Annotated in this window: 12 protein-coding genes; 5 read left to right on the forward strand and 7 right to left on the reverse strand. The window is 69.9% G+C overall.

The annotated features are described in order from the left end of the window. From K3U94_RS02325 to K3U94_RS02350, 6 genes are all read right to left on the reverse strand, one after another. Positions 1–276 (reverse strand): hypothetical protein, encoded by a 276-nt coding sequence (locus tag K3U94_RS02325; protein WP_047320241.1) that lies wholly within the window; start codon positions 274–276, stop codon positions 1–3. Then, positions 273–4,784, reverse strand: coding sequence for a cation-translocating P-type ATPase (locus K3U94_RS02330; protein WP_220696632.1), 4,512 nt, complete (start codon positions 4,782–4,784; stop codon positions 273–275). Before K3U94_RS02330 ends, K3U94_RS02325 begins: the two co-directional genes overlap by 4 nt. 40 nt (positions 4,785–4,824) lie before the next feature. Beyond that, entirely contained in the window at positions 4,825–5,313 is a 489-nt protein-coding gene (locus tag K3U94_RS02335; protein ID WP_047320242.1) for a hypothetical protein, read from the reverse strand. Positions 5,314–5,420: 107 nt separating this feature from the next. Continuing rightward, positions 5,421–6,224 carry an exodeoxyribonuclease III gene (locus tag K3U94_RS02340; protein ID WP_047320284.1) on the reverse strand — a complete coding sequence of 268 codons (804 nt, stop codon included), beginning with the start codon at positions 6,222–6,224 and terminating at the stop codon, positions 5,421–5,423. 18 nt (positions 6,225–6,242) lie between these two features. Beyond that, the gene (locus tag K3U94_RS02345) at positions 6,243–7,229 is read right to left on the reverse strand and encodes an N-acetylglutamate synthase, CG3035 family (RefSeq protein ID WP_220695451.1); all 987 of its coding nucleotides are present in this window, start codon (positions 7,227–7,229) and stop codon (positions 6,243–6,245) included. 10 nt (positions 7,230–7,239) lie between these two features. Further along, positions 7,240–7,833 carry a peptide deformylase gene (locus K3U94_RS02350; RefSeq protein ID WP_220695452.1) on the reverse strand — a complete coding sequence of 198 codons (594 nt, stop codon included), beginning with the start codon at positions 7,831–7,833 and terminating at the stop codon, positions 7,240–7,242. Positions 7,834–8,009: 176 nt separating this feature from the next. Here K3U94_RS02350 and napA point away from each other — a divergent pair, with 176 nt between their 5' ends. The 5 genes from napA (at position 8,010) to K3U94_RS02375 (ending at position 11,359) form a co-directional block, all read left to right on the forward strand. After that, positions 8,010–8,318, forward strand: coding sequence for a nucleoid-associated protein NapA (napA, locus tag K3U94_RS02355; protein ID WP_024440118.1), 309 nt, complete (start codon positions 8,010–8,012; stop codon positions 8,316–8,318). A 65-nt stretch (positions 8,319–8,383) separates the two neighbouring features. Continuing rightward, on the forward strand, positions 8,384–8,854 hold the full coding sequence (locus K3U94_RS02360) for a LytR C-terminal domain-containing protein (protein WP_047320245.1): 471 nt from the start codon (positions 8,384–8,386) through the stop codon (positions 8,852–8,854). Positions 8,855–8,863: 9 nt separating this feature from the next. Beyond that, entirely contained in the window at positions 8,864–9,574 is a 711-nt protein-coding gene (gene sodC / locus K3U94_RS02365) for a superoxide dismutase[Cu-Zn] (RefSeq protein WP_047320246.1), read from the forward strand. After that, positions 9,531–10,721 (forward strand): glutamate--cysteine ligase, encoded by a 1,191-nt coding sequence (locus K3U94_RS02370; protein ID WP_230987363.1) that lies wholly within the window; start codon positions 9,531–9,533, stop codon positions 10,719–10,721. Before sodC ends, K3U94_RS02370 begins: the two co-directional genes overlap by 44 nt. Further along, positions 10,721–11,359, forward strand: a complete 639-nt coding sequence (locus tag K3U94_RS02375) for an LON peptidase substrate-binding domain-containing protein (protein WP_047320248.1) — start codon at positions 10,721–10,723, stop codon at positions 11,357–11,359. Before K3U94_RS02370 ends, K3U94_RS02375 begins: the two co-directional genes overlap by 1 nt. Before the next feature lie 93 nt (positions 11,360–11,452). Here the strand turns inward: K3U94_RS02375 and K3U94_RS02380 are convergent, their stop codons facing one another. Then, on the reverse strand, positions 11,453–12,292 hold the full coding sequence (locus K3U94_RS02380; protein ID WP_220695453.1) for a mycofactocin-coupled SDR family oxidoreductase: 840 nt from the start codon (positions 12,290–12,292) through the stop codon (positions 11,453–11,455). Between the last annotated feature and the right edge of the window lie 5 nt (positions 12,293–12,297).

The following is a 12,297-nucleotide window of genomic DNA, read 5'->3' on the forward strand; positions in this document are numbered from 1 at the left end:
TCAGACATCCTCCAGGGCTTCACCGAGCTGTTCGAGCACCTCGTTGCGGTGGTTGCTGGCCAGAATGTGGCCAGCAGCCACCGCCAGGGCCACCGGCCAGTCGATGATCTCGAAGGCGGCCAGCAGCGCCAGCCCGCCGTAGTAGGCCAGTTGCTCGGGCCGCGGCACCGTCACCTTGCCGAACAGCGGCAATTCGACAGCGAATCCCTCTGCCTCGCGAATGTGGGCCACTGCCTCCCGCTGGGATGCGCTGCGCCGCGGCTTGTCCGCCATCATGAGCCTCCTGGTGGCGACGGATCGCCGGATGATCGGGCCGCGACCGTTCCGCGGCGAGAGTCAGTGTCTTCATTGTGCACAAGCCGCAGCCGCGGCGCGGACTGACCGTTGGACGGCTGCGGGCGGTTCGGTGGCCGCGGCCCGGGGACGATGAACTCCCTGGGCCTGGTCGCGTTCTCCTGCAACCCCGACAGCATCCGGGGCACCACAGCCGCGCCGACGGTGGCCACCGTTGCCGTCCCCAGCGCCTGAGCCCAGCCCAACGGCCCGATCGGGGTGCAACCCAGCAGCTGGCTGACACCCGGGATGGTGATCAACGTCCCCATCACGCCCAGCGAGCCGACAGCGGTTGCCACCACCAGCGGATCCCGCGAATCCAACAGCGTCTGGCCCAGCTGGGTGGCGACCAGCGACACCAGCGCCACCGTCGAGGCCCGTTGCGGACGCCCGGTGACCGAGGCCAGCCCCCAGGCGCCCACTGCGGCCGACGCCGTCGTCACACCGCGTACGGCCACCGTGCGCCACAGGGCACGCTCGTCGGGGCCGTGCCCGCCGGCGGCGGCCTGCTCGTTGAGCGAACTGACCGCCAGCGCGGTGGCCGGCAGCGCGTCGGTCAACATGTTGACCAGCAGCAGCTGGCGCGCGTTCAGCGGCGAGCGGCCGGTCAGTGCGCTACCGATGATCGCGAACGCCACCTCGCCGGCATTACCGCCGAGCAGCACCGCCACCGCGGCCTGCACCCGCTGCCACAGTTCACGGCCTTCGTCCAGCGCGTCGAGAAGGGTGTCGATCCGCTCGTCGAGCAGCACCACGTCGGCGGCGGTGCTGGCCGCTTCGCTGCCGTGCGCGACCACCGCGATCCCGACCGTGGCGGCCCGGATCGCCGCCGCGTCGTTCGCGCCGTCGCCGACCATCGCCGACACCTTGCCGGTGCGCTCCAGAGTCTGAACGATCTGCACCTTGTTCTCCGGAGACATCCGGGCGAACACCACGCGCTCGGCCACCGCAAGTTCTTGGCCCTTGCGGGACAACGCATCCCACTGCGCACCGCTGATCACCTGATCGCTGTCGACCTCCAGGCCCATCTCCCGCGCGATCGTGGTGGCGGTCAGCGGGTGGTCGCCGGTGATGAGCCGCACCGGAATTCGGCGGCGCTTGAGGTCGGCGAGCAGTTCGGCGGCCTCGTCGCGTGGAGTGTCGGACAGCCCGAGCAGGCCGACGAAGGTCAGCCCGTCGCGGCAGTACTCGGCGATCTCGTCGGGCTCGGGATCCGCACCCAGCGCCATGCGTTGCGCGGGGGTCAAGTCCCGGCGGGCCACCGCGATCACCCGCAGGCCCTCGGCAGCCAGGGCGGCCACCGACTTCTTGATGGCCGGGCCCGCCCCGGTGCACGCCAGCACCACTTCCGGGGCGCCCTTGAGGGTCAGTTCGGTTCCCCGCACCGAGGCCGAGAACGGGCGCCCGGAGCGGAACGGCAGATGTGCCGCGGCGGGTCCCTCGGGTGCACCGGCCACTCCCGCTGCGGCGGCGCCCTCCACGATGGCGGTGTCGGTGGCGTGCACGTGGCGGGTGCCGTTGGACACCGGGGCCGCGCTGGCCGCGAAGCGCAGCACGTCGTCGTCGGTGAAGCCCGCCGCCGGGTGCACCTGCGACACCCGCAGCCGGTTGCGGCTCAGCGTTCCGGTCTTGTCGAAGCAGACCACGTCGACGCGGCCGAGTGCCTCCACCGAACGCGGCACCCGCACCAGCACACCGGCTTTGGTCAACCGTCGGGCCGACGCCTGCTGGGACAGGGTGGCCACCAGCGGCAGCCCTTCGGGGATGGCCGCGACGCTGACCGCGATGCCGCTGGCCACCGCCTGACGCAACCCGATCCGGCGGGCCATGCCCAGGCCGGTCACCAGCGCACCGCCGGCCAGGCTGATCCGCCATGCCTTACTGGTGAGCAGGCTCAGCTGATGCTGCAGCCCGATCGCGGACTGATCGCCGGCCACCAGTTCGGCCGCCCGTCGTCCGTGGGTGTCGCCGCCGCTCGCGGTCACCAGTGCCACTGCGGTTCCGGTCACCACGGTGGTCCCCGCGTAGACCATGCATTCCCGATCTGCCAGATCGGCACCGGGCGTGGCCTCAACCTGCTTGACCACGGTCAGCGACTCACCGGTCAGCGACGACTCGTCGACCTCCAGATCGATCGCTTCGATCAACCGGCCATCAGCGGGCACCACCTCGTGGGCGTGCACCTCGATCACATCTCCCGGGAGCAGCTCCTCGGCCGGGATCTCGCAGTGACTGCCGTCGGGCAGGACCTTGCGCGCCGCCGGAATCTGTTCGTTCAGCAGGACGTTGAGCCGGCGCTCGGCGATGAGTCGCTGCGCGGCGGCCAGCATGGCGTTGCCGCCCAGCACCGAACCGACCAGCATCGCGTCGACGGGTGAACCCAGCACCGCGCTGGCCGCGGCCCCCAGCGCCAGCACCGGCGTGATGGGGTCGGACAGTTCACTGCGCACGGCTTGGGCGAACTGCCGCAGCATTCTCGGCGGCGCGGTCCGCTGCGCGCCGCGGCGCGCCAGATCCACTGCCGCCAGCGCAGCCGCCGCGGCCGGCGCATGGTGGGGCGTGGCCGGCTCCGCCAGCTCCGGCGGCGGCAACACCGCCCGTACCTGGCCGACGGACATCGCGTGCCACTCGTGCACGGCCGCCGGCCGGGGCACCGCGGCGTCCACGGCCCGGCGGGCCAGCCAGTAACCCGACAGTGCGCCGGCCGCCGCGCCCGTGGTCACCGGACCCGGCCCGCTGCCGCGGACCCCGGGCAGCATCAGCAGCGAGCCCAATGCGGTAGCGCCGGTGGCGATCTCGACGCCACGATGGCTGGCGGAACGGGCGGCGGGCAAGGAATGCAGCACCCGCCACGCCGCAGCCAGGTCGGTCAGCAGTACGTCGGCGCACCAGGGCGGGACGCCCTGTCCCGGCAGCACGCCCAGTGCCACGTCGGCCGCGGCCAAGGCCTCGACGGCCACCGAGGACAGCACCGCGACGTCATGGCCGTCGGCCTGGTAGGCGGCGACGGCGGCGGCCAGCGCCTGGTCGATCGATGCACCGTCCAGGGGCCGGATTTCGTCGAAGATCGGACGCAGCTCGCCGAGCGCCTCGGCCTCGACCGAGACCACTTCGACGTCGGCGCGGCGGGCCTCGGTCACCACCGCGGACGCCAGAGGCAGCAGCGCGGGCTGGAACGATGCCTGCACACCGGAGCGCGGGCCGATGCGATGCCATCCCGGTGTCAGGTCGGCGTCGTTCAGCCGGGCCTGAGCCTGCGCCCACGCGGCGCGCAGTTCGTCGTCGTCGGCGCCGCGTACCTGCATCACCCGCAGCGTCTCGCCACACAGCACTCGGGGATCGATGACCACCGTGTCGACGCGGTCGAGCTCACGCAGGCTGCCCGGCCGCAGCACGACGGTGTCGTGCCGATCGGCCAGGCCGCGGCCCAGGGTGGCGGCGAACGACTCGCGTGCGGTGCGGGTGGCCTTCGGCGCGGTCACCGCGGCGGCCGTCCCGGCCAGATCCGGGTTGCGGGTCGCGGCACCGATCACCCCGGCGCCCACGACCTGCGCCCAGGCGCTGCGGGTCAGGTGCCGCTCCACCGGCCCCGGCGGCCGCGGCGCCGGCCGCTCCGGGACGGCGACCGGCGGATGCTCGGCGTGCTCGGCGAGCTCCGGTTCTCGGCGGCGCCAGGCCCGCGCCTCGGCGCGTTCCTCCCCGGCGCGCATCGCCTCTACCGACAGGTCCACCGCCAGCGCGGTCGGCGCGGTGTTGAGGGTGTGCACGCCGGCGCTGGCCAGTGCCAACAGCGCATCGGTGGTCTGTTTGCCGATGCTGTCTTCCAGCAGTCGGCGCAGTCGAGGCTGGTAGTCGACGACGACCACGCCGGCCTCGAGCCCGAGTGGCAGGCCCGGCAGCCGCAGCAGCCGGCCCACTGTCGCCGCGCCCAAGCCGGCGATGTTGGCGCCGACGGTCAAAGCGCGCAGCATCTCGGTCATCCCGTCACCGGGCAGGCTCACCGGTGCATGTCCGCGGGGTTTCGCCCGGCGGTTAGCGAGGCTCGACGCAGGAGAGTCGAAGCTGGACCGCCGAATCCGATCCGGGCTGTGCCGGCTCTCGGTGTCGGACACCACCTGGCACAGTTCGCGCACCGATACGACGTCGTCGGCGGTGGGGTCCAGCCCCACCACCAGGCGCGACAACGGGTGGTTCAAGCGGACCGAGACCACGCCGGGCAGCGCCCGGGCAGCACCCAGTACGGCGGTTGCCAGCTCGGCGCCGGCCGGGCCGTCGAGCCCACGGATCTCGACCCAGGCTCGGCCCTCGCCGCGGAAACACCGCCGGGACAGCACCGGGCCGCCGTCGCCGTTCGGCAGGATCGCGCCGGCAACCCCGGCAGCGGTCTGGACCGAGGCATCGATCAGCGCTGAGGTCAGTTGGACACCGAAACTCGCTGCGCGCAGCGGCAAAGAGTGCCTGATGGCACGTCCTAAACTCACTCGTACCCGATTAGTGGCGGGTGCGGGTGCGGGTGCTGCTGGCGCCGCTTCGTGATTGCCGTGCCGCGGTCTTCTTCGGCTGCGCGCTGCGACGCGACGACGTCGAGGAGTTCGTCGACTTCACCGGTTTCGTCGCCTTCGCCGGCGGCGCCGCCTTGAGGGGCCGCGCGGGCGCGGCTGGAGCCTTGGCCGGCGCCTTGCTGTCATCGGACCGGTTGGTCAGTTGCTTGAGCACCAGTGCGGTGCCGCCCACCGCGACCAGCACCGGCCACTCGACCAGCCCGGCCACGCCGAGGGCGCCCAGGGTCAGTGCGGCCGCGGGGGTGGAGTGGCTGCCGGTGCGCAGTCCACGCTGCACGCCGCCGGCCGCACCTTTCACGCCGCCGATTACCCCGTTGACTGCGGCACCGCCGATCGCTCCGGCCGCTTCAGTGGTCATAGTGACCGCGCGGTTCGCCGCTCCGGCCACTTTCCTTACCGTCCCTGCGACGGCGTTCATGGGTATTCCCTGCCCTTCAAATGAGCAAATTGGATAATCCGCCTATCTTATGCGCGATTTCGCGATCGGGCCCGAAATCCACACCGAATTCATAGAACCGCGGGTAGTCAGTCTTGCTGGATCTCGACCAGCACCGGAGCGTGGTCACTCGGCGACTTGCCCTTGCGTTCCTCGCGGACGATCTCGGCGTGCGCGACCCGCGTCGCCAGCGCGGGGGAGCCCAGGATGAAATCGATGCGCATGCCCTGCTTCTTCGGGAACCGCAGCTGGGTGTAGTCCCAGTAGGTGTAGACGCCGGGGCCGGGCGTGAAGGGCCGTACCACGTCGAGGAATTGCGCGTCGGCCATCGCCTGGAACGCCATGCGCTCCGGTTGCGAGACGTGCGTCGCACCTTCGAAGAACTCCATGCTCCATACGTCGTCGTCCTGCGGAGCGATGTTCCAGTCGCCCACCAGGGCGATCGGCGCCGACGGATCGTCGCGCAACCACCCTTCGGCGGTATCGCGCAGGGCCGCAAGCCAATCCAGCTTGTAGGTGTAGTGCGGGTCGTTCAGGGCGCGTCCGTTGGGTACGTAGAGGCTCCATACCCGCACCCCGCCGCAGGTGGCACCCAGCGCGCGCGCCTCCACGGTGGGATCGGCGTCAGCCTTGGCCCAGGCCGGTTGGCCGGGAAACCCGACCTCGACGTTGTCCAGGCCGACCCGTGAGGCGATCGCCACTCCGTTCCACTGGTTGTGGCCCACATGCGCCACTTCGTAGCCCAGCTCGTGAAACGCCCATGTCGGAAACTGTGCGTCGCTGCACTTGGTCTCCTGCATGGCCAGCACGTCGACCTCGGCCCGAGCCAGCCAATCGGTCACCCGGTCCACCCGAGAGCGGATGGAGTTGACATTCCAGGTGGCCAGTCGCAGCGCAGTCACGCAGCCACCCTAGTTCGACGGCGGCGACCCACCGGAAAGCGATCGGGCATCGAGATAGCGGGTGCGGTGTTGGCCGGCGAATCCGACCGCTTCGAAGAACTCGAACGCCGCCGCGTCGGCGGGCCTGAACGGCGGTCCCAGCCTCGCCTCTCCTTCGTCGAGGCTCGCTGAACCACCGGTCGACACCTGGGCGTAGCCGCGGGTGGCGCCGCGGTCGGCCCCCCAGGCCTGCAACGCGGCGCAGATCGCCCGCCCGTGGCCTTGCCGGCTCCGGTCGGCGACCACCCGAACCGCCGTCAGCCCCAGCCAGCGGGTGCCGTCCGGGCCCTCGGTGACGGTGCCCCGACCGACCGCCACTCCGGGGATCGAGGCAAAGACCACCGCGCCGTCGACCACCGCGGTCAGCACCTCGACAGGCACGTCCTGGCCGAACACCGCCAGCCAGTCGGCGTCGGGTTCGGCCGCCGTGAGCACGTCGCCCGGGGCCGGGCCGGCGGTCACCTCGCTCACCAGGGTGCGGGTCTCGTACCGGGTCGGGATGTCCTCCGGTAACCGCAGCAGGCGCTCCGGCACCGCCAGGTACGGCGGCAGACCGCGCTGCGCGTACCAGTCGGTGATCGCCGGAATGGTGTTCGCGTGGGCGAACATGTCCAGGGGCACAGCGGAATTGGCCGCAGGGTCGGCACCGGGACCGGCACGCAGCATCCAGCCGTCGAGCCATCGGTGTTCACTGCCCGGCCAGGCCAGCGCGGCGGCATGCTCGACGGAGCGAATCGTTGAGTTCTTCACCGGCCGGTCGGTCAGCCGGCGCACGTACAACACGTCGGCGTGCCGGCACTCATGGGTCAGCCCGTCGGCCGAGCGGACCCGTACCAGGGGCCCGGCCTGCACCAGATGCCCGATCACGTCACCCATCGGTGGCTCGGAACCAGGGGGACGCAGGTAGCGCAGGCTCACCCGGACCCCGATCGCGGGGAGTTCGGGCGGTTGGGACATCAACGGCTCGTCAGTGACCGAACGGGTCGGGTACGTCGCCCGGCGTCCACGACAGGCCGGGGACCCCCCAGCCGTTGGCCTTGACCGTCCGTTTCGCGGCGCGGGCGTGGCGGCCCACCAGCATGTCCAGGTAGAGCAACCCGTCGAGGTGGCCGGTCTCGTGCTGCAGCATCCGGGCGAACAGCCCGGTGCCCTCCAACGTGACCGGGTTGCCGTCGGCGTCCAGTCCGGTGACCCGCGCCCACTGCGCCCGGCCGGTCGGAAACGATTCGCCGGGCACCGACAGGCAGCCTTCGTCGTCGTCATCGGGGTCGGGCATGGTTTCGGGCCGCTCGGAGGTCTCCAGCACCGGGTTGACCACCACGCCGCGGCGCCGCGTGGTGGCGCGGCGGTCGTCGGCGCAGTCATAGACGAAGACCCGCAGCCCCACGCCAATCTGGTTGGCGGCCAAGCCGACGCCGTTCGCGGCGTCCATGGTCTCGTACATCGTGGTGATCAGCTCACCCAGGTCAGCCGGCAACGAGCCGTCATCGCCGACGGGCACCGGGCTGGTCGGAGTGTGCAGGACGGGATCGCCCACAATGCGGATGGGTAGGACGGCCATGACCGAAAAGCTTAAAGTGGCCGTTCGATGTCAAGTGCAGTGGCCATGGCGACTCGCGGGGCCGGCTCCCGGTTCAACACAGCCTGCCGTGATTCAATATTCGCTCAGGAGCAGGCCGCCGAAAACAAGCGAACGTTTGCAGCGAGAGAACTTTCCGGAAGGGTCCAGGAAACGATATGGACGGCGCCATGGCGCAGGCGAATCGCTCAGGGGACGATTCGGAACCCACCGACGGCCTGAGCCGTCGCGAACACGACATCCTGTCCTTCGAACGGGACTGGTGGAAGTACGCGGGCGCCAAAGAAGAGGCCATCAAGGAGCGCTTCGCGCTGTCGGCGACCCGCTACTACCAGGTCCTCAACGCGCTTGTCGACCGGCCCGAGGCCCTGGCCGCCGACCCGATGCTGGTCAAACGACTGCGCAGGCTGCGGTCCAGTCGCCAGAAGGCGCGCGCCGCACGCCGGCTCGGTTTCGACATCACCTGATTGCCGGACACCTTGATTGCTGGGCGTTTATAGGTTATGGCCCGCTCCTCGATACAGTGGGCGCAATGAACGACCACGTTCCTGACTCCTCCCGACTCCCGCTCCGGGCCATGGTGATGGTGCTGCTGTTCTTGGGCACCGTGTTCCTGCTCGTCGGATTTCAAGCCCTCGGATCCTCGGGTACCGACGACGACGCCGATCACTCGACGACGGCCCAACCCGTCACCACCGCCTCGGCGCCGGCCAAGCCCGAACGCCCCGCCCGCAAGTCCGACGTGCGGGTCTTCAACATCTCCGAACAGGCGGGGCTGGCCGGGCACACCGCCGACCGGCTGCGCGAAGCCGGGTGGAACGTGACCGAGATCGGCAACCTCGAACTGCCCGAGGTCACCCAGACCACCGTCTACTTCGGCGACGCCGAGGGAGAGCAGGACGCGGCCCATTCGGTCGCCCAGGTGCTGGGAGCCGCCGTCGAGCCGCGCATCCCTGACGTGGCCGAGCAACCACCGGGCGTCATCGTGGTGGTCGCGGGTTAAGCTCCTCGCATGGTCACAGGTCACCGCAGAGCTCTTACCGCCGTCGTCTTCGCCACCCCGGTTGCGTTGCTCGCGGCATGCAGTCCCCCCAACCAGCTGCCTTCCGACGCGCCCGGCACCACGCCGGCCATCTGGACCGGGTCGGCGGCGCCGTCGGCCTCGGAGTCCGAGTCGGGTGGTTCGAGTGGTTCGGACAGTCTCGTCGCGCACCTGACGACCCCCGATGGCGGCCAGGTCGCCACCGCGACGTTCGAGTTCAGCAAAGCCGGCGGCAAGGAGTTCGCCACCGTGACCGTGCGGACCACCAGCACCGGTGTGCTGTCGCCCGGTTTCCACGGCCTGCACATCCACGCCATCGGTAAATGCGAGGGCGAGTCGGTGGCCCCCACCGGTGGGGCGCCGGGCGGCTTCCTGTCGGCCGGCGGGCACTTCCAGGCGCCCGGCCACAGCGAGCACCCGCAGAGTGGGGACCTGACGTCATTGCAGGTGCGCTCCGACGGCAGTGGGCTGTTGGTCACCACCACCGACGCGTTCACCAAAGCTGAACTGCTTGCCGGTGACGGGACCTCGATCATCATCCACGCTGACGACGACAACTTCGCCAACATCCCGGCGGACCGCTACACCCAGGTCAACGGCACGCCCGGCCCGGATCAGACCACGCTGACCACCGGAGATGCCGGGAAGCGGATTGCGTGTGGTGTCATCGGCGCCGGATAGCCCGCCGAACAGCAGGGCTTCCGCGAGATCCGAAGCCCGAATCGAGTTCGCTCGCAGCGCCCGTCCCACCCTCGGCGTGGAGTGGGAGCTGGCTCTCGTCGACGCCCAGACGCGCGATCTGAGCAACGAAGCGAGCGCGGTCCTGTCCGAGCTGGGTGAAAACCCGCGCGTGCACAAGGAATTGCTGCGCAACACCGTCGAGCTCGTCACGGGCATTTGCGACAACACCGGCGAGGCCATCGAGGACCTGCGCCAGACGCTGTCCACGGCCCGGCCGATCGTGCACGCCCGGGGCATGGAGCTGTTCGGCGCCGGCACCCACCCGTTCGCGCGGTGGTCGGCGCAGAAGCTGACCGACGCGCCGCGCTACGCCGAACTGATCAAACGCACCCAATGGTGGGGTCGGCAGATGCTGATCTGGGGCGTGCACGTCCACGTCGGTATCTCCTCGTCCTACAAGGTGATGCCGATCATCTCGTCGCTGCTGCAGCACTATCCGCACCTGCTGGCGTTGTCGGCGTCGTCGCCGTGGTGGGACGGTCACGACACGGGTTACGCCAGCAACCGCGCGATGATGTTCCAGCAGTTGCCTACCGCGGGTCTGCCATTCCAATTCCAGACCTGGCAGGAGTTCGAGGGTTTCGTCTACGACCAGAAGAAGACCGGGATCATCGACCACACCAACGAGATCCGTTGGGACATCCGGCCGTCACCGCATCTGGGCACCATCGAGGTGCGGGTCTGCGACGGGGTGTCCAATCTGCGCGAGCTGGGTGCCCTGGTGGCGTTGACGCATTGCCTGATCGTCGATCTGGACCGGCGGCTGGAAGCCGATGAAGCTCTGCCCACCATGCCGCCCTGGCATGTGCAGGAGAACAAGTGGCGGGCGGCCCGCTACGGTCTGGATGCCGAGATCATCCTGGACGCCGACAGCAACGAGCGGCTGGTCACCGAGGACCTCGATGACCTGCTCAACCGGCTCGAACCGGTCGCCGCGCGGCTGCACTGCGCCGACGAGTTGGCGGCTGTCGCCGACATATACCGAACGGGCGCGTCGTACCAGCGCCAGCGCCGGGTCGCCGAGGAACACGACGGCGATCTGCGTGCCGTGGTCGATGCACTGGTGGCCGAGCTCGATATCTCGTGATGGAACTGCCGATGTTTCCGCTGGAGTGGGTGTTGCTGCCCGGCGAGGAACTGTCGCTGCGGATCTTCGAGTTGCGCTACACCGTGTTGGTCGGCGACCTGATGCGCAGCGGCGACCCCCGGTTCGGGGTGGTGCTGATCGCCCGCGGCCGTGAGGTGGGCGGCGGTGAGCAGCGCAACGATGTCGGCGCGATGGCCAGCATCACCCAGTGCGCTGAACTCGGGTCGGGCCGGTACGCGCTGCGTTGCCTGACCGGGGAGCGGATCCGGGTGCGGGACTGGCTCGCCGACGATCCCTACCCGCGGGCGATCGTCGAGGTGTGGCCCGACGAGCCGTCAGAACCGGTGAGTGACAAGCAGTTCAGTGCGCTCGAAGACCGCATTGTCGCGCTACACAAGCGGATGGCCCAGGCCCGCCGGCAGTGGGTGGTGCCGGGGCGCAACAGCCTGCTGGGTGGCCGGCGGCTGCGCTCGCTGGATCCGGTGCAGCGGCTGTACTCGCTGGCCTGCCGGGTCCCGATGGGGGAGGCCGACCGCTACGCGGTGCTGGCGGCGCCGTCGCTGTCCGACCGCATGGCGGCGCTGCACGAGGCGATCGAGACCGTGGCGGCCCGAGTCGAATTCGACATCCCGCGCTGATCTGCCCTCCCTCCCTCGCGCGAACGTGCGTGTTTGCGCACGACACGCCGCTTCCTGGCGTGCAACTGTGCACGTTCGCGATAGGGGACCTGCCTACTTCAGGCAGCTGCCGGCATCGACGGTCAGCGGAAGCCCGGTGATGTAACGGGATTCGTCTGAGGCCAGGAATAACACCGCGTTGCTGATGTCCACCGGCTCGACCCAGCCGACCGGGAGTGTGTGCATGAACTGCGCCACGGCCTTGAGGTCGTCGGGGCCGGGGTTTTCCAGGTCGGGGCGGAACAGCTTCATCGTCCCCTCGTTCATGAACATCGGCGTGTTCACGTTGGTGGGATGAACCGAGTTGACCCGGATGAAATGTTGCCCCAGCTCGACGGCGAAGCTGCGCATCAGCCCGACCACGCCGTGCTTGGCCGCGATGTAGTGGCCGGTGTGCGGGTAGGCCTTGAGTCCTCCCACCGAGCTGGTCAGGATGATCGATCCGCCCTGTCCTCCCGAAAGCAGATGTGGCACGCCGGCTTTCACCGTCTTCCACACGCCCGAGAGGTTCACGTCGATCATGTCGGTCCAGTCGGCGTCGGAGGTCTTGTCCAGGGTCGCGCCGCCATTGCCGATCCCGGCGTTGGCGACGATGATGTCCAGTCGGCCCAGCTGTTCTACACCGTTGTCCACCGCGGCCTGCAGGGCGTCGAAGTCGCGTACGTCGACCTGCTCGGCCACGATGCGCCGGCCCAAACCCTTGACGAGGTCGACGGTTTGGGCGAGATCGTCGGGTGTGGACGGTGCGATCGGGCTGTTGGCACTGATCGGGCCGCAGATGTCGACGGCGATGATGTCGGCGCCCTCCTGCGCGAGCCGTTCGGCGTGGCTGCGGCCCTGGCCGCGCGCCGCGCCGGTGATGAAGGCGACTTTGCCCTCGACTCTTCTGCTCATGTCCG

This window comes from Mycolicibacter heraklionensis (assembly GCF_019645815.1).
GTDB classification, from domain to species: Bacteria; Actinomycetota; Actinomycetes; order Mycobacteriales; family Mycobacteriaceae; genus Mycobacterium; species Mycobacterium heraklionense.

Excerpts from the sequence above, each read along its gene's own strand:
- K3U94_RS02325 (WP_047320241.1), bottom strand. The coding sequence starts at position 276 with ATGATGGCGGACAAGCCGCGGCGCAGCGCATCCCAGCGGGAGGCAGTG.
- K3U94_RS02335 (WP_047320242.1), bottom strand. The coding sequence starts at position 5,313 with ATGAACGCCGTCGCAGGGACGGTAAGGAAAGTGGCCGGAGCGGCGAAC.
- K3U94_RS02345 (WP_220695451.1), bottom strand. The coding sequence starts at position 7,229 with ATGTCCCAACCGCCCGAACTCCCCGCGATCGGGGTCCGGGTGAGCCTG.
- K3U94_RS02350 (WP_220695452.1), bottom strand. The coding sequence starts at position 7,833 with ATGGCCGTCCTACCCATCCGCATTGTGGGCGATCCCGTCCTGCACACT.
- napA (WP_024440118.1), top strand. The coding sequence starts at position 8,010 with ATGGACGGCGCCATGGCGCAGGCGAATCGCTCAGGGGACGATTCGGAA.
- K3U94_RS02360 (WP_047320245.1), top strand. The coding sequence starts at position 8,384 with ATGAACGACCACGTTCCTGACTCCTCCCGACTCCCGCTCCGGGCCATG.
- sodC (WP_047320246.1), top strand. The coding sequence starts at position 8,864 with ATGGTCACAGGTCACCGCAGAGCTCTTACCGCCGTCGTCTTCGCCACC.
- K3U94_RS02370 (WP_230987363.1), top strand. The coding sequence starts at position 9,531 with ATGCCGGGAAGCGGATTGCGTGTGGTGTCATCGGCGCCGGATAGCCCG.
- K3U94_RS02375 (WP_047320248.1), top strand. The coding sequence starts at position 10,721 with ATGGAACTGCCGATGTTTCCGCTGGAGTGGGTGTTGCTGCCCGGCGAG.
- K3U94_RS02380 (WP_220695453.1), bottom strand. The coding sequence starts at position 12,292 with ATGAGCAGAAGAGTCGAGGGCAAAGTCGCCTTCATCACCGGCGCGGCG.